Raw genomic sequence first — 17,132 nt, 5'->3', positions numbered from 1 at the left:
TTAATTCCAAAATTCCTTGTAAAGTTTTGGGCATATGGCTTTCATAGATTCAGGTTCTTTCTCTTTCCAAGTAAACTCAAAATTAGGGTAATTGCCCTCCCTTGTTTTAAAATTGTCATAATCAATGTAATCGTATAACTCTTGTCCGGTTTTCGTTTTGAAAGCTTCTAAAGCTACATACCAGAATCCCTCAAATTCATAAAAGCCATATGCTTTATGTTCAATCTGGCTTATCAACGAATCTGGGTTGGTCTCTGCGTTGTAATAAGTTTCTTTTCCTCTTGAAATTATCCAATTCCTGAAATATTCAAAACCATCGTCAGAACACCCTTGATTCATTAGATATCCTGCACACCACATTTCGGAATTATAGGTGTCAAATAGCAGTTTATCTGTCCTTAATCTAAATCCAATTATATCTTTTAATGGAAGTTTAGTTATCTCATTGATAAGGATTTTCTCTTGTTCCTCCTGAGAATTTGATTCAGTAACTGATTTATCAACAATATACCAGAAAATATCCTCATCTAACATTTCATAAACTTTACCCAACTTTGAGATGTCATCCATTGTAGCTTGTTTTTTGTCTTGCAATTTATCTTGATCTTCAGAACATGAATTTTGTAACATAATCAACAAAAAAGAAATAAAAACTTCATTTTATTGTTTCTTATAAGCCATCACTTTAATCTCCACCACCAAATCCGGATGTGGTAACTGGTGTACAGCCACTGTGGTTCTTGCAGGACCAGTTGCTGCATCAAAGAACTCGGCATAGGCCTTATTGTAACCTGCAAAATCGTTCATGTTTACTAGAAAAGAGGTCACATCAACAACATCCTTTAACGAAGCCCCAACTTTTTGTAAATTCTTATCTATGTTTTGAAGTACCTCACGGGTTTGTGTTTCAATATTTAAACGCTTGGTACCCATCTTATCTATGATGTCGACGCCAGCAATAGTATTGTCTGGTCGTCTAGAACTTGTGCCAGAAACGAAAATAAAATCTCCTACTTGTTTTACATGTGGATAAGCTCCTCTTGGTGTTACGGTTTTGTTACTCATAATAGTTGTCATTCCTGCAAAAGCAGGAATCTTTTTGATTTGACTTCGATTTATAATGGATTCCGCATCACACTTCGACTACGCTCAGTGGAACCGTGCGGAATGACAAAAACGTCACTGTAATCCAGCAATTTTGTCATCCTCCAAAATTGCTTCAGTTTCAGTTTTTACTTTATCTAAAATATCATTGATGTCATCTTCTGTGGAAATCACACCATCTGATAACATATTTAATATAGCTTTATCTTGCGCCCTTCCTCTTATCATAGCTTCTCTGTAACCTATATCTTCGTTAAAGGTCACCAAGCTGTATTTTGAAGAATAATCTTCTGGGAATTCTTTCTCTAGAGCCATTTCAATTTTTCGTTTTTCTTGGAAAATAGGGTTGGCCACATGATCTTTCATTTCATGAAAATTATCAATGGCCAAATCCGCAATGGCATCTGTATCTTTCTTTCTGATTTTGTCATATTCTGAAAACACTTTTTCCCAACCTGCCTCGCCGTCAGGCAGGTTACCTTCATGCTGGTCCAACACTTCATCAAAGACCACGACATCTTCAAATGAAGCATTCATGCCTTGTCCATAAAACGGAACAATGGCATGTGCTGAATCTCCCATGAGCAAAGTATTGCCTTTGTAATGCCAAGGTGAACATTTAACAGTGCCTAAAGGGGCTGTTGGGTTTTCGAAAAAGTCTTCAACAAGATTGGGCATTAATTTTAAGGCATCTGGAAATTCTTTCTCAAAGAATTCGGTAACGATTTCGGGTGTGGTGAGATTATTAAAATTGTATTCACCCTCATCAAAACTCAAAAACAAGGTTACCGTAAAGCTACCGTCTAAATTAGGTAGCGCAATTACCATAAAATCTCCTCTTGGCCAGATATGTAAAGCATTTTTATAGGTTTTATAACTGCCGTCTTCGTTAGGAAGAATACTCAATTCTTTATAACCATGGGTTAACCATTGTTGGGAAAAACTGAAGAGGAATTTTTTTTCTAAAAAGTAACTCTGTCGCAATGCAGAACCTGCGCCATCGGTAGCAATGATACAATCGGCATCTTCAATAAATTCATCTTTGGTATGGTAATCTTGAAATAGTGCTGTGGTTTTTTCAAAATCAACCGACAAGCATTTTTTATTAAAATGAATACTCACATTTTTATGCTTTTCAGCTTCCGTGAGTAATAAACCATTAAGTTCTCCTCGGGATATTGAATTGATATATTCATAGTCTCTACCACTATAATTTGATAGGAATGTATTCCCTTCTTTATCATGGAGCATACGTCCATTCATAGGGATACAAAGTTTCTTCACTTTGTCTTCAATGCCAACGAGTTTCATGGCTTTGTTACCACGATCCGAAAATGCCAAATTTATAGAACGGCCAGCAGAAATATCTGTGGTGCGTAAATCTGGGCGCATCTCGTATACTGTGACATTATACCCTCTTTGACCTAATCGTAAAGCTAGAAGACTTCCACAAAGCCCTCCTCCGATAATCAATATGTTTTGTTTTTTATTACTCATTGTTATTCCGTCACCTCGACTGCGATCAAGGTGACATTTAGTTATTGTTTAATATGTCTTTCATTTTTTCAACCATTTGATAGACATCTTCAAATGAATTGTATAAAGGTACAGGAGCGCATCTTATGACGTCGGGTTCTCGCCAATCACTTATAACTCCAGAGGCTGTTAATTTTTGATACAATGATTTATCTGCATTCAACACTTGAATGGATAACTGGCAACCACGTTCATCAGGGTTTTCGGGTGTTATGATTTGGATGACATCTTCGCCTAAATTCTTTAATAAGAACTCAAAATAGCCCGTAAGCTTTCGGGATTTTGCAACAAGCTTTCCCATACCCACTTCATTGAACATATCTAGTGATGCTTTTATAGCTGCCATTGATAGAATTGGTGGGTTGCTCAATTGCCAACCTTCAGCTCCTGGTAATACATCAAATTCATGGCGCATATTAAAGCGTGTTTCCTTATTGTGACTCCACCATCCTGTAAAGCGATTCAAGTTTTTATTGTAGGCATGTCGCTCGTGTACAAAACAGCCCGATAGACTTCCCGGCCCAGAATTTAAATATTTATAAGTACACCATATCGCAAAATCGGCACCAGAATTATGAAGATCCAAATTAACGTTTCCTGCACCGTGAGCACAATCAAAACCAACCACACAGCCATAGTTATGACCTAGTGCTGTAATGCGTTTTAAATCGAAAAACTGACCTGTATAGTAATTGACTCCACCGATCATGATTAGGGCAATTTCACGACCATGGATTTCTAGGATTTGCTCTAAATCTTCGTAATGTAACAACTCTTCATTTGCTCTTGGTTTCCAAAGAATCAATCCTTCCTTATCATCATAGCCATGATGACGCAACTGAGATTCTACAGCATATTTATCGGATGGAAATGCATCACTTTCAATAACAATCTTATAGCGCTCCTTTGTAGGCTGATAGAACGACGCCATCATAAAATGAAGATTGGCCGTTAACGAATTCATGGTGACTACTTCAATGGGTTTTGCACCTACTAACTTTGCCGTGGCTTCGGTTAAAAACTCATGATATGGCATCCAAGGATTTTTGGCATGGGTATGACCTTCGACACCCAAATTTGCCCAATCGTCTAACTCTTGATTGATATAGTCTTTTGTAGATTTTGGCTGTAGTCCTAGCGAATTACCGCATAGATAAATAAGTTCATTTCCTTCCTTATCTTTTGGAATATGAAATTGTTGCCTATAGCTTGATAATTCGTCTAATGCATCTTGTTGTTGAGCGTATTCTAGACCAAGTTTGTAGTCGGACAATGTAAGATTGTTTTTATCGGTTTGTAACAAAAATAAGGATTTAATAGGTAGGATAAAGTCATTTTTAAAGCATAATATTTTTAACTATCTTTAGAGAAAAAGATAAATTATGGGCAAAATAAAAGAATATAGCAATGGCGAAGTTACCGTTGTTTGGGAAGCAGAAAAATGTATCCACTCGGCAATGTGCGTTAATGGTTTGCCAAATGTGTTTAAACCAAACGAAAAGCCTTGGATCAATGTTGATGCCGCTTCAACAGATGAGTTGATCAATACTATAAAAAAGTGTCCGTCTGGAGCATTGAGTTATTACATGAATGATGGTGAAGACAAAACATCTGAAATTTTAGAAACGAAGGTGGAAGTCTTGGAAAATGGCCCCCTATTGGTCTATGGTACTCTAAAGGTGACACACAAGGATGGTACTGAAGAAACCAAGAATAGAACGACTGCCTTTTGTCGTTGCGGTGCTTCGCAAAATAAGCCTTACTGTGATGGTGCACATGTAAAGCAAGATTTTAGGGGATAATTACGGTTAAGTTTAAATGATCCTGTTATTCAATGGGGTTTGTTAAACTAGATATTTTAAAAGGGCTTTTGGTGAATTGTAAAATGAGCTTCATAAAAAAGCGCTTTGTAAACAAAGCGCAGGTGAAAATATATAGACGCGTAAAGCGGAAATGTATCATATATACGATCTAAGTCGGTATTTAGATGATATACTTACACTGTACTTTACAAAAGTAATGCCAAATATTAACTTAAATGTTATTCTAATGTTATGCTAACGTTGGTGAAGTTTAAATTCCAGTTACCACCTTCTTTTTTATGATCTATAGCAATCTTTATACCGCTAAAGTCCTGATAGTTTTCAAACGTTGTGGTTAATGAAGGATTTTCAGAATTTCCTTGTCTAAATACCCATTCTCTAATCATATAGTTGTCGTCAAAAAAGATATCGTACGCGTCACCAGGTGTATAACCACCTTCATTTGGATAGGTCAAGGTAATCATTCGCAATGTTTCCTTTTTTATGGGAGATACCATTTCTTTAGGTTCTGAAATGGTTGCTGAGGCATCCCAAACCAACTGAAAAGGGACTAAAAGCCAAAATTTATCATTGATAAAACCTCTGTCTGCAGCAATGTGCGAACTATCCATTTGACGTCTCGAATACTCCACTACGGCTTCACCAACGGTCATCTTTACTATATCTTCTTTAGGTTTCCATACCCAAGAGCGTCCTTTACCTTTTATGGTATCTCTGTCTACTTTGAATGTAAATTTTACTTCTGATACATTCTCCCAGTTTTTAAACCCATGCGCATTAGCTATTTTTTCGGCGATACTCAATGCTTTAGAGGACTCATCTACTAAAGTCTCCTTTTTTTCAGACTTACACGATACAAATAACAATAAATAAATAATCAGTGTCGGGATATATTTCATTGTAAAAGAAGTTTTATTTTAGATGCAAAATTAACCAACCATGACGGACAACACTAATTATTTTAAGGTTAATAAGGAGACCTGGAATCAAAAAGTAGCTGTACACTCTCAAAGTGATATGTATAATATGAAAGCTTTTAAAGCGGGTGAGACTTCTTTGATGCCTTATGAGCTAAAAGCTTTAGATGATGTCTCAGGGAAGTCCCTACTGCATTTGCAATGTCATTTTGGACAAGATACGTTGAGCTGGAGTAGAATGGGCGCCCAATGCGTTGGTGTAGATTTAAGTGATGAGGGTATTAAGCTGGCTAAGGAGTTAAACGATGAACTGAAATTAGATGCCGAATTTGTGTGTTGTAATGTTTTAGATACTTCACAATATGTTTCTAAAACTTTTGATATTGTTTTTACCAGTTACGGTGTCATCGGTTGGTTACCCGATTTAAAACCTTGGGCTAAAATGATTGCAGAGCGTTTAAAAGTCGGTGGTATGTTTTATATAGTTGAGTTTCATCCTATTCTTTGGATGTTCGACTATATTGATGGTAAACCAAAAATGAAATACCATTATAGCCAAGATGAGGTGATCTATGAAGAATACGAAGGAACTTATGCTGATAACTCCTCTAAGATGGTAAGCAAGGAATATGGCTGGAATCATGGCTTAAGCGAAGTTGTTAATGCATTGATTGAATCAGGATTGCAAATCGAGTACTTCAACGAATATGATGAAAGTCCTTATGATGTTTTTCCTGATTTGATAAAGCAAGACAATGGCATGTATCGCATGAAGGATCAGTTATTTCCTATGATTTTTGAGATTAAGGCAACGAAGATATAGTTCTCTCGATAGCCCTGCTGAGCCTGTCGAAGTACATCCTGACGGTAAATGTCGGGACATTAGAACTGACATCTGTTTTAATGTTTTCCCTCTTCTTTTAACAACTCAGGGAATTTCGCTTTAAATCGATTTAAACGTGGTATGGACACCGCTCGGATATAACGTTGATTAGGATTGCGCTTTTCAAAATCTTGATGGTAAGTTTCAGCAATCCAAAACTTTTGAAATGGGTACACTTCCGCAGCGATTTTAGCATCAAGTTTTTTTGCTAAAGCTTCTTTTTTTTCTTGGATGATTTTCTTTTGTGCATCATTCTGATAAAAAATAATGGAACGGTATTGCGAGCCCCAATCTGGTCCTTGTCCATTGACCTGGGTTGGATCTTGTGATCCAAAATACACATCAACTAAAGCTGAAAAACTTACCACTTCTGGATTATAAATGACCTCTACGGCTTCGGCATGGCCTGTTCTACCAGTATTACTTTTCTCGTAAGTTGGATTTTCGGTAAACCCACCAGAATAGCCACTTATAACTTCATCGACGCCTTTAACACTTTCATAAATAGCTTCAACACACCAAAAACAGCCACTTGCAAAATAAGCTCTAGCTTTTCCATTTTCTAAAGGGACTTCAACGGGATCTGCATCGATGACTTTTTGTTGTTCTGGATTTATTTGTGCTTGATTATGGCAACTAAAGCATAGGCTTATGCTTAAGACATAAAGTAATTTTTTCATTTATCCTGAATTTATTTCAGGATCCCATTAAATGATACCCTGAAGTTTATTTTTCTTTTTCAATAGACGTGTAAAATTACGATTCCTTAAAGCGAATTGTTATAAAGTTTTACTAAATAAAAAAGCCTTCACAACATTGTGAAGGCTTAATTCAAAATATTATGTACTATTTATTTACTCAGTTTAGCAAATAGTTTATCCATTTTTGCCTTTTCTTCTTCTGCAAGCATTGCATCCACAAGGATACGACCACTGTGCTCATCGGTTATTACTTTTTTACGAGAGGCAATTTCTACTTGCACTTGCGGAGGAATGGTAAAGAAAGAACCACCTGAAGCTCCACGTTCAATGGCTACAACCGCCAGACCATTCTTCACATTGCTTCTAATTCTAAGATAAGCTTTAACTAAACGTTCGTCGATTTTCTTTTGAAACTCCTCAGATTTATCTAAAAGCGCTTCCTCTTCTTTTTCTGTTTCCTTAAGGATTTCGTTCAGTTCCCCTTTTTTGTGCTTTAAATGTGACTGGCGATCTTTCAAACGGTCTTTAGTTTCAGAAATGACTTCTTTTTTCTGATCGATCTGTACTTTAAACTCTTTAATGTGTTTTTCGGCTAATTGAATTTCAAGTTCTTGAAATTCAATCTCCTTAGTTAATGAGTTGTACTCTCTATTATTTCTAACATTATTTTGTTGTTCGCTGTATTTTTTAATCAAAGCTTTAGCCTCTTCAATTAAATTCTTTTTGCTTTTAATTTCTTCATCAATAACAGCAAGGCTATCATTTAATTTCTCTAATCTCTTATTAAGTCCTTCAACTTCATCTTCTAAATCTCTAACTTCTAAAGGAAGTTCTCCTCTAACATTTCTTATTTCATCTACTCTAGAATCTATTAATTGTAAATCGTAAAGTGCTCTTAAACGTTCTTCTACAGTAGTTTCAGCTTTTTTGGCCATAATTATAAATACTTTACCGGATTTGTATTTGTCTTTGATAAAATGATTGCAAAATTAGTAATTTTTTTCGAGAGATAGTCTGCTAAAAACGATTTTGTGAACTGTTCACTTTCGTAGTGCCCAATATCTGCCAGTACGATGTCGTTTTCGGCACTGAAAAAGTCATGGTATTTTAGGTCTGAAGTCACTAAAAGATCTGCGTCTGAGGCCTTTGCAGCGCCAATGGCAAAGCTCCCTGAGCCTCCTAAAACCGCAATTTTTTTGATAGGTTTATCTAATAGTTTTGAGTGTCTAACACAACTGGCGTTCATTTTTGCCTTTACATATTCAAGGCATTTTTGGGCTTCCATGGGTTTTGTAAGCTCACCAACCATTCCCATACCAATATAAGGATTGGTGTTGTCTAAAGTAGTAATTTCATAGGCTACTTCCTCATAAGGATGTGCTTTAAATAAAGCTTTTAAGACTTTAGATTCGAGATGTTTTTTAAAAACAACAGAAACTGCAATTTCATTTTCGGTATGTAGTTCTCCTTTTTTCCCGATGGAAGGATTTGAGTCTTCGTTACCTCTGTATGTACCATCGCCCTCAATATTAAAACTACAAGAATCGTAATTACCTATGTTGCCCGCGCCTACATTAAATAAAGCAGTTCGTAAAGCTTCTGCATGGTTTTTGGGTACATAGGTTTGGAGTTTCTTTATGGTGCTAGGTTGAGGAATTAGAATTTTTTTATTTTGGAGTTCTAATTGGTCGCAAATTATTGAATTAACGCCTTGTAGGGCATTATCTAGAGCCGTATGAATAGAAAATATGGCAATTTGATGCTGAATGGCTTTAATTACGACGCGTTCGACATAGGTTTTTCCTGTAAGTTTTTTTAAACCCTTGAAGATTATGGGATGAAAACTAACAATGAGATTGCAATGATTGTCAATAGCTTCATCTACCACAGCTTCTAAAGTATCTAGCGTTACTAGAACTCCTGAGACCTCTTGGTTTTTGTCTCCAACCAAGAGTCCAACATTATCAAAATCTTCAGCGTAAGCTAATGGTGCTAAATGGTGTAGTTGATTAATTACATCTTGAACTGTCATACTGTGCATATTTGTTTCAAAAATAATATATTTTAGTGCTCATGAAATTTATCCGTATCATATTGTTCCCTATTGTACCGATTTATTATCTGGTGACTTGGATAAGAAACTGGTTGTATGACAAGGGAATAATATCTTCAAAATTTTACGACATCCCTATAATATGTGTTGGCAATCTAAGTACTGGAGGTACTGGAAAGACACCTGTCATAGAATATTTAATACGATTATTGAAGGATCGAAAATCTGTGGCTACCTTGAGTAGAGGGTATAAGCGCATTACAGATGGTTTTGTTTTAGCCAATGGCGATGCTAATGCAGATACTATTGGAGACGAGCCCTTTCAATTTTTTAGAAAGTTTAAAGACATACAAGTTGCAGTTGATGGCAATCGCCAAAATGGAATAGAACAGCTATTATCATTAGAGAACAAACCTGAAGTTATTTTGTTGGATGATGCCTACCAACATAGAAAAGTAAGAGCTGGACTAAATATTTTATTAACGGCTTACTATAATCTTTACTCTAATGATATAGTTTTGCCTACCGGAAATTTAAGGGAACCACGTTCTGGTGCAAAGCGTGCCGATATTATTATTATTACTAAATGTCCTGGTAATATTTCAGAGACTGAGAAAGAAAAAATAGCGTCAAAACTAAAAGTCAGGCCTAAACAAAAATTATTTTTTAGTCATATTGATTATGCTAAGGATTTTGTTTCTAAGCAAGGTAAATTAGCGCTTCATACCTTGCCAAAGTTTACATTGGTCACAGGAATTGCAAATGCAAAACCACTAACTGAATTTTTAGAAAGCAAACAGTTAAAGTTCAATCATATTGAATATCCAGATCATTATTCTTTTAAACCTAATGATATTGAGATGTTATCTAAGAAAGGGTTGATAATTACGACCGAAAAAGATTATGTAAGATTATCTAATAATGAAATTTTAGAGCCTAATTTGTATTATCTGCCAATTAAGGTAGTTTTGGATAAGTCAGATGATTTTGATGATATTATCAGAAAATATGTCGATTAAAAAAAGCTTGAAACAACCTCTTTACCAGAAAGTACATCATATAGCTTACCTTCAAAATCTTCTTGTTTAAATGGTTTAGAGATAATATCGTTAAACCCTGCCTCACCAAACTCATGCATTTTATCTTCTAGAGTCACTGCCGTTAGTGCAAAGATGACCAAGTCTTTGTCAAAAGTTCTGATGATTTTAGTAGCTTCTAAACCACTTATGCCAGGCATGTGAATATCCATCAGCACTACATTATAGTCTGTTGATTTTACCTGTTCTACGGCAGCTTCGCCGTTATCAACAACGTCGCAATAAAGTCCCATTTTATTGAGAATTTTCTTTGTGATCATTTGGTTGATCTTGTTATCTTCTACCACTAAAATTTTTACTTCGCTTAAATCCAAATCTTCCATTTTATTAGATTGTTTAGTTTCTTCTACTTTTGGCGCTTCGACCTTCTCGGCCTTTTCTAAAGGAATTTCAAAAAAGAAGGTGGTGCCTTTACCAAGCTCACTCTTTAAATAAATCTTTCCTTTTAGAATTTTGATAAGTCCTTTTACAATAGATAAACCAAGACCAGTGCCGCCATACTTACGGTTGATTTGTACAGAACCTTGAGAGAAGCTCTCAAACATTTCGTCTTGTTTTTCTTTTGTAATACCGATGCCATTGTCCTCAATTTCGAAACGTAATCTGTACATATCGTCTTTTTGATCGATCTTGTACGTTCTTACCCAGATGTCACCATCTTTAGTGAACTTAATAGCATTTCCTAGTAGATTAATTAAGATTTGGGATATCTTTAATTGGTCGCCATTAAAAGTTTCGGGCAACCCTTCTTCATAGTCGAAGTGTAAATCTGTACCGTTATCCTTAGCGGAATTGGAAAGTGCAGACATTACATTTTCTATTTTATTTTTAAGGTTGAATATTTCTGGATCGAGTTCAACCTTATTAGCTTCAATCTTATTGATTTGAAGAATATCGTTTATAAACGTTAACAAATAGTCGCCGGAAAATTTTAACGATTTTAAATGCGGAATTTGGTGCTCTTTCGGTTTTTCGTCTAACAACATATTAGTTAAACCTGTCACTGCATAAAGAGGAGTACGCAACTCATGGGTAACAGTCGATAAGAAATTTGCTTTGGTTTTAGAGGCCAATTCTGCTTTTTCTTTAGCAACGATAAGTTCATCGTTTTTCTTGTGAAGCATATTATTGGTTTTTAACCTTATGTTATTGTTTTTATACAATGACAGGGTTAAAAGTGATAGTATGGTTATTAGTGCAATACTTAAAATGGTTGTAATTCTTGTAAAATTACTTTCGGCACTTACTTCTTCTATTTGTTCCTTTAGTTGTGCATTTTGCGCATCTTTATACTTACTGATGGATTGGCTAGAAATACCTGGTGCCAAATTCTCGCGCTTTACATCTAAAATAGAATCAGATAATTTTATATGCTTCGTAATGTATTCGTAAGAGTTTTTGTAGTCACCACGCACTTTGTGAATATCACTTAATGTAAGATAAGCTTCATTTATATTTTCTGAAATATTGTAGGCTTTGGCAATAGAGAGTCCTTCTTCTACTTGAGATAGGGCTAAATCATTGCTATTGAGTGCGCTAGATACTTTTCCGGTTTGTATTAATGCACTGCTTAATCGCCGTCTTTGCTCATACTTTTTCGATATGATTATGGTTTTTTCTAGCTGTGCCTTGGCTTCTTCATAACGATTTAAGGCAATATAAGCTTTAGCTTCATTTAAGGTGACTTCAGATATATATTCTTCTAAACTTTCTTGTTCAAATAAATTCTTAGCTGAGTTGTAATATTCGAGTGCATCTTCAAATTCTTCTTTTGTATTGTGGATAACACCCTTAATATTATATGTTACGGCAAGGTTGGCATAGTCATTATTCTCACGTTGTAATTGAATTGCAGTATTTAGTGATACGTATGCTTTGTCTGTTTCTCCTACCAAGTACCTCACTTTTGCGATTTTCGTGTGAATGATGCCTTGATTTTTTTTGTCGTCTATTTTTATGGCAATATTGAGTGCTTTATCCAGATTACCTAAAGCGTCGTAATAATCCCCTCGATCGCTCTCTAATTTGGCCTGATTAATACGCTCCTGTAATCTCATAGTTAGCATATCTGTATCTTCGATCCCATCTTGTTGGGCGAAAATCAGACTGCAAAAACACGCTAAAAAAACAAATATGTAATATTTGATTCGGGACATTTCAGCTCACTTTATTGGAACAAATATAATTATTTATTCGACAAAAGTGCTTTTTTATCCGATAAATTGCAAATTAAATCTAAAATTCTTGAACTATAACCGGTTTCATTATCGTACCAGCCTACTATTTTTACCATGTTTCCGATAACGGAGGTCATTTGAGAATCGAAAATGCATGAATGGGGATTTCCCACAATATCAATGGACACTATAGGATCTTCAGTATATTCTAAAATACCCTTTAAATGAGAAGTTGAAGCTGCTTTAAAGATATTGTTAACTTCTTCAATGGTAGTATTTCTTTCCACATTAATTGTGATATCCGTTAATGAACCATTGGCCACAGGTACTCTTATGCCACAGCCACCGATAACATCGGATAGGTCTGGGAAAATCTTGGTTAAAGCTTTTGCTGCTCCTGTAGTTGTTGGTACGATGGATTGACTTGCGGCTCTGGCACGTCTTAAGTCTCTATGCGGTTGATCGTGTAGGCTTTGGTCAGTGGTATAGGAATGAACGGTTGTAATATAGGCTTGTTTAATGCCAAAATGCTCCTTAATTAAGGCCATCATTGGTGCAGCATTGTTGGTAGTACAGGATGCGTTAGATATAATCGCTTCTCTGCCATCAATACTACCATCATTAACACCTAATACAATAGTTTTTATATGTTCTTCCACAGGTGGAACTGATAAGATAACCTGCTTTGCACCATTAGTGATATGGTACTGAAGTTCTGTCCTAGTTTTGAATTTTCCGGTGGACTCAATAACAAAATCTGGTGCAACGCTGTTCCAATGAATTGATTTTGGATGTGTTTGATTGTATAATGGGATGCTTACATCACCTACTATAATATAGTGCTCATTATAAGAAACATTATGGTTTAAAATACCATGGATACTATCATACTTTAATAGATGGCTTAGGGTCTTAGCATCTGCCAAATCATTTATGGCGACTATTTTTATTTGAGGATGTTGAAGTGCTAACCTAAATATACGACGACCAATTCTACCAAATCCGTTGATGGCAACCTTAATCATTAATTAATGTGTTTTTGTGCTTTGTAGGATGATCTTACAAGAGCACTACTTTCTACGTGTCTAAAACCAAGTTCTAAACCTATAGCCTTGTATTCGTCAAATTCGTCAGGATTGATAAAACGTTTTACAGGTAGGTGTTTTTTACTAGGTTGAAGATATTGGCCAATCGTTACTACATCTACATCATTTTCTCTTAAATCGTGAAGTGTCTGTATAACTTCTTCACGTGCTTCGCCAAGGCCGAGCATAATACCAGATTTTGTTCTTCGTTGTCCTTGCTGCTTTAAATATTTTAAAACGCCCATACTACGATCGTATTTGGCCTGAATCCGAACTTCGCGTGTTAATCGTCTTACGGTTTCAATGTTATGGGATACCACTTCTGGTGCAACATCTATAATCCTATCGATATGCTTTTCTACGCCTTGAAAATCTGGAATTAACGTTTCGAGAGTCGTTTCAGGATTCATTCTGCGGACCGCCTTGACGGTTTCTGCCCACATGATACTACCCATATCCTTAAGGTCGTCTCTATCCACGCTCGTTAAAACCGCATGTTTTATTTGCATTATTTTAATAGAACGCGCTACTTTCTCGGGTTCATCCCAATCTACAGTTTCTGGACGTCCCGTTTTAACACCACAAAAGCCACAAGAACGTGTGCAGATATTTCCCAATATCATAAATGTAGCTGTACCTTCTCCCCAACACTCACCCATATTAGGACAGCTTCCCGAGGTACAAATGGTATTCAGTTTGTATTTATCTACAAGACTTCTGAGTTCTGTGTATTTTTTACCTGTGGGTAACTTAACGCGTAACCATTTTGGTTTTCGTTCTGGTAAAATATTTGAAGCGACTTTAGATTCCATTCATTTTCTTTTTCAGTAAGCAAAGATACGAAGTAATTAATTAAAATTTTTATAATATACTTAGGTACCAAACACTAAAACTTATTAAGAATAGTATTCCAGCCCAGGATAAAATATGGAGGGCTAAATTAGGTCTCCAGATCTTAGGAGTGTATTTACTGGAAATTAATCTATAATTGATAATAGCATAAAAGGGTGCGGTAACAAAAGATAGAATTGTTGCTATTTTAATCAGTAGCCCCATTTCTGAAGCAAAGGCAAAAAAGATGATAATGGTGCCTATGGTTAGGATTAAAATCCAAGATAAATAACCGTTTTTGTAGGTTTTATTCAATAAAATTTCCAAAGTTTTTGACATGACCCTTGGTGAGGCATCTAAAGTGGTTATCGTAGTACTAAACATTGTTGTGAAAGCAGCAATACCGATAATAATATATGCCCAATTACCTAAACTTTTGGTGTATAAATCTATTAATTGATTTGAAAATATGGCAGCTTTATTACTAAAGGTTTCTCCAGTATTGAACATTACAAAATAGCCTAAACACATAAATGCAATGCCTAAGATGATTGCTCCTATGTATCCTATATTAAAATCGAGCAAGGCATTTTGTGGCGAAAATGTAGCTTCATCATTTTTCTTTTCTATAGCCCAAATAGAATGCCATACAGATATGTCTAGTGGTGCAGGCATCCAGCCCATAAAAGCAATCAGAAAAACAATCTCTACTTTACTATCGGGAAATATTTGAGTATAGGTAAGGGGAGCATCAAATTCTGTAAATGCAAAATAAACAGCTACTAAAGTACTAATGGTGAGAATTATGATTATAACTTTAATGAGTTTGTCTAATGTGCTATACTTTCCCAAAAAAAGAATGAATAGACATAGACAAAGTATGATAATAGTCCAAATTTCTACACTGCTTATACTCTCAATACCAAAATTTAAAAAGCTAATATCTCCAAAAAATGAGTTAGCCAAACCTGCGGTAACTATGGTTACTGCGGTTTGAATGGTAAACATGACCGCTAGGTTAAGGATGAAGTAAACTATTAAAATGCCCCTTCCCAATTTACGATAGCCTTCCAATAAGGTTTCGCCTGTAGCTGAAGCATATCTTGGGCCAAATTGAAAAAAGGGATACTTGAAAAGGTTTACCAATAACAAAGCCCATAGCAAACCCAAACCAAAATCGGCACCGGCTCTAGTGGACTGCACTAAATGCGATACGCCGATTGCCGCACCGGCAAACAATAAACCTGGGCCTAATTTTTTTAGTAGAGCGAGCATTATACTTTGGTGATAATAGCAGCTAAAAGCTTTTTTGCTCTTAACAATTTCACCTTAACATTATTTATAGGTTCATTTAGCTCGTCTGATATTTCTTTATAACTAAATTCTTGAAAGTACCTTAGATTAATCACCTCTTGGTAATGTGGTTTCAACTTTTTTATGTCTCTAAGTAGTTTTGCAAGATTCTGTTCTGTGATAATTTTATCTTCAGGAGTAGGAGAGTCATCAATGATTTCGAGATAACTATCTTCGTTATCCTTAGAGGTGTTACGAATTGTTTTTTTCTGTTTTCTAACTAAATCAATATGAATATTTCTTGATATGGTAATCAGCCAAGTTTTAAAATTATAATCTTCATTATAGGTGCTGATTTTATCAAAAGCCTTTGAAAAGGTTTGAATGGTAATATCCTCGGCATCATTTTCATTTTGTGTACGTTTTAATTGAAAGGCATACACGTCATTCCAGAATGTATCTAAGAGAAAATTGAACGCAATCTGGTCATTTTGTTTGGCTTTGTTAATTACGTCTTTTATTTCCAATGCTTTGGTGTAGATATTAGATTAGCAATAAAGATACTTAATTGCGTACTAATTAAAAACAATTCCAGAAAAGGAGCTAAAAAGATAAGATTAACGTCATTGAGCTTCCTTGCAGTAAAACCAAAACTCAATAGTTGTGCTACAAAGCGCAGTACAATAAGCGCTGCTACCCACCGCCAATCATAACCAATTATAAGAAGTAGAAAGCCTAAAGCCCAAAATAAAAGTTGTGAAACATAAAATAAACCTAGTAGCAATTGATGCTTGGTTTTGTAGAATTTAGCTGTACTCACATGCCTACGCTTTTGTAAAATCCAATCCTTGTAGGATGTTTTGGGTTCTGATATGGTAAAGCTCTCTATAGCAAAACAGATTTCTGTATTCGAACGATTTGCGACTTCATTGATAAATAAATCGTCATCACCAGATTTTATAGCCATATGTCCATTAAAGCCATTATTATTGAAAAAAACCTCTTTTCTATACGCCATATTTCTGCCCACTCCCATGTAAGGTAAACCTAGTTTTGCATAAGAAAAGTATTGTAAAGCAGTAAATACAGTTTCAAAACGAATTAATTGGTTTAAAAAAGAAAATCGCTTTTTAGCATAGGCTCCGTAACCCAAAACAATAGCTTTCTCGTTAGAAAACTTACTGCTCATATGTGCTAGCCATTTGTTTGAATTAGGTCTACAGTCAGCATCGGTAAATACTAAAAAATCATTTTTGGATGCTTTAATTCCTAGTGTTAGCGCATATTTTTTGTTTCCCCAAAAGGTTTCATTGGTCTTTACGTCTACAATTTTTATAGTCTTATTTTTAGCTTCAAACCGTTTCATCACTTCCAAGGTATCATCAGACGAGCCATCATTGATTAAGACCAGTTCGAAGTCTGCATACGCTTGTTCTAGGATTAGAGGAATGTTATTTTCTAAATTCTGGGCTTCGTTCTTAGCGCATATAATAACAGAAATAGGAAAATGTTTCTTTAATCGTATGTCTTCAGACTTAATAGAAAAAGAAAAAAGAAAAGCGAGGTAGTAAATAATTTGAATGCCAACAATAACTACAAAAGCAAAAAAGAGTATTGCTGTAAAGTTCATTT

At 35.4% G+C, this 17,132-nt stretch carries 17 protein-coding genes; 3 read left to right on the top strand and 14 right to left on the bottom strand.

Annotated features, from left to right (window positions below; all coding sequences use genetic code 11):
• From Q0972_RS16580 to kynU, 4 genes are all read right to left on the bottom strand, one after another.
• Complete coding sequence (locus tag Q0972_RS16580; RefSeq protein WP_299368024.1) at positions 1-630, bottom strand: DUF4240 domain-containing protein; 630 nt, start codon at positions 628-630, stop codon at positions 1-3.
• 30 nt (positions 631-660) lie between these two features.
• The gene (locus Q0972_RS16575) at positions 661-1,065 is read right to left on the bottom strand and encodes a RidA family protein (protein WP_299368021.1); all 405 of its coding nucleotides are present in this window, start codon (positions 1,063-1,065) and stop codon (positions 661-663) included.
• Positions 1,066-1,179: 114 nt separating this feature from the next.
• Positions 1,180-2,601, bottom strand: coding sequence for an NAD(P)/FAD-dependent oxidoreductase (locus tag Q0972_RS16570; RefSeq protein ID WP_299368018.1), 1,422 nt, complete (start codon positions 2,599-2,601; stop codon positions 1,180-1,182).
• A 37-nt stretch (positions 2,602-2,638) separates the two neighbouring features.
• Positions 2,639-3,913 carry a kynureninase gene (gene kynU / locus Q0972_RS16565; protein ID WP_299368169.1) on the bottom strand — a complete coding sequence of 425 codons (1,275 nt, stop codon included), beginning with the start codon at positions 3,911-3,913 and terminating at the stop codon, positions 2,639-2,641.
• A gap of 109 nt (positions 3,914-4,022) precedes the next feature.
• Here kynU and Q0972_RS16560 point away from each other — a divergent pair, with 109 nt between their 5' ends.
• On the top strand, positions 4,023-4,442 hold the full coding sequence (locus Q0972_RS16560; RefSeq protein ID WP_299368015.1) for a (4Fe-4S)-binding protein: 420 nt from the start codon (positions 4,023-4,025) through the stop codon (positions 4,440-4,442).
• A 239-nt stretch (positions 4,443-4,681) separates the two neighbouring features.
• Here Q0972_RS16560 and Q0972_RS16555 read toward each other — a convergent pair whose 3' ends face one another.
• A complete protein-coding gene (locus Q0972_RS16555; protein WP_299368012.1) occupies positions 4,682-5,362 on the bottom strand; it encodes a hypothetical protein in 681 nt (226 codons plus the stop codon).
• Between the two features lie 40 nt (positions 5,363-5,402).
• Here Q0972_RS16555 and Q0972_RS16550 point away from each other — a divergent pair, with 40 nt between their 5' ends.
• Positions 5,403-6,203: a class I SAM-dependent methyltransferase gene (locus Q0972_RS16550; RefSeq protein ID WP_299368008.1), complete on the top strand. Its 801-nt coding sequence runs from the start codon at positions 5,403-5,405 to the stop codon at positions 6,201-6,203.
• 77 nt (positions 6,204-6,280) lie between these two features.
• Here Q0972_RS16550 and msrA read toward each other — a convergent pair whose 3' ends face one another.
• From msrA to Q0972_RS16535, 3 genes are all read right to left on the bottom strand, one after another.
• Positions 6,281-6,943: a peptide-methionine (S)-S-oxide reductase MsrA gene (gene msrA, locus Q0972_RS16545; RefSeq protein ID WP_299368007.1), complete on the bottom strand. Its 663-nt coding sequence runs from the start codon at positions 6,941-6,943 to the stop codon at positions 6,281-6,283.
• 170 nt (positions 6,944-7,113) lie between these two features.
• Complete coding sequence (locus tag Q0972_RS16540) at positions 7,114-7,899, bottom strand: C4-type zinc ribbon domain-containing protein (protein ID WP_299368004.1); 786 nt, start codon at positions 7,897-7,899, stop codon at positions 7,114-7,116.
• Between the two features lie 2 nt (positions 7,900-7,901).
• The gene (locus Q0972_RS16535) at positions 7,902-8,996 is read right to left on the bottom strand and encodes a Nif3-like dinuclear metal center hexameric protein (protein WP_299368001.1); all 1,095 of its coding nucleotides are present in this window, start codon (positions 8,994-8,996) and stop codon (positions 7,902-7,904) included.
• A 41-nt stretch (positions 8,997-9,037) separates the two neighbouring features.
• On the opposite strand from Q0972_RS16535, the gene lpxK reads away from it, so the two are divergent.
• The gene (gene lpxK / locus Q0972_RS16530; RefSeq protein ID WP_299367998.1) at positions 9,038-10,036 is read left to right on the top strand and encodes a tetraacyldisaccharide 4'-kinase; all 999 of its coding nucleotides are present in this window, start codon (positions 9,038-9,040) and stop codon (positions 10,034-10,036) included.
• Here the strand turns inward: lpxK and Q0972_RS16525 are convergent.
• The 6 genes from Q0972_RS16525 to Q0972_RS16500 form a co-directional block, all read right to left on the bottom strand.
• A complete protein-coding gene (locus tag Q0972_RS16525; protein ID WP_299367995.1) occupies positions 10,033-12,171 on the bottom strand; it encodes an ATP-binding protein in 2,139 nt (712 codons plus the stop codon). The two genes, lpxK and Q0972_RS16525, sit on opposite strands and share 4 nt — an antisense overlap.
• Positions 12,172-12,299: 128 nt before the next feature.
• Positions 12,300-13,316, bottom strand: coding sequence for a type I glyceraldehyde-3-phosphate dehydrogenase (gap, locus tag Q0972_RS16520; RefSeq protein ID WP_299367993.1), 1,017 nt, complete (start codon positions 13,314-13,316; stop codon positions 12,300-12,302).
• Positions 13,316-14,188 (bottom strand): lipoyl synthase, encoded by an 873-nt coding sequence (lipA, locus tag Q0972_RS16515; RefSeq protein WP_299367990.1) that lies wholly within the window; start codon positions 14,186-14,188, stop codon positions 13,316-13,318. Before lipA ends, gap begins: the two co-directional genes overlap by 1 nt.
• Before the next feature lie 49 nt (positions 14,189-14,237).
• Positions 14,238-15,482, bottom strand: coding sequence for an Nramp family divalent metal transporter (locus Q0972_RS16510; protein ID WP_299367987.1), 1,245 nt, complete (start codon positions 15,480-15,482; stop codon positions 14,238-14,240).
• Complete coding sequence (locus Q0972_RS16505) at positions 15,482-16,027, bottom strand: sigma-70 family RNA polymerase sigma factor (protein WP_299367984.1); 546 nt, start codon at positions 16,025-16,027, stop codon at positions 15,482-15,484. The genes Q0972_RS16510 and Q0972_RS16505 overlap by 1 nt, the downstream gene beginning before the upstream one ends.
• Complete coding sequence (locus tag Q0972_RS16500) at positions 16,018-17,130, bottom strand: glycosyltransferase (protein WP_299367981.1); 1,113 nt, start codon at positions 17,128-17,130, stop codon at positions 16,018-16,020. The genes Q0972_RS16505 and Q0972_RS16500 overlap by 10 nt, the downstream gene beginning before the upstream one ends.
• Positions 17,131-17,132 lie beyond the last annotated feature (2 nt).

The sequence above is a fragment of the Winogradskyella sp. genome (assembly GCF_028282165.1).
GTDB lineage: Bacteria > Bacteroidota > Bacteroidia > Flavobacteriales > Flavobacteriaceae > Winogradskyella.
Note: the sequence above shows the minus strand (reverse complement) of the source record. Positions and strands in the feature narration are given on the sequence as shown.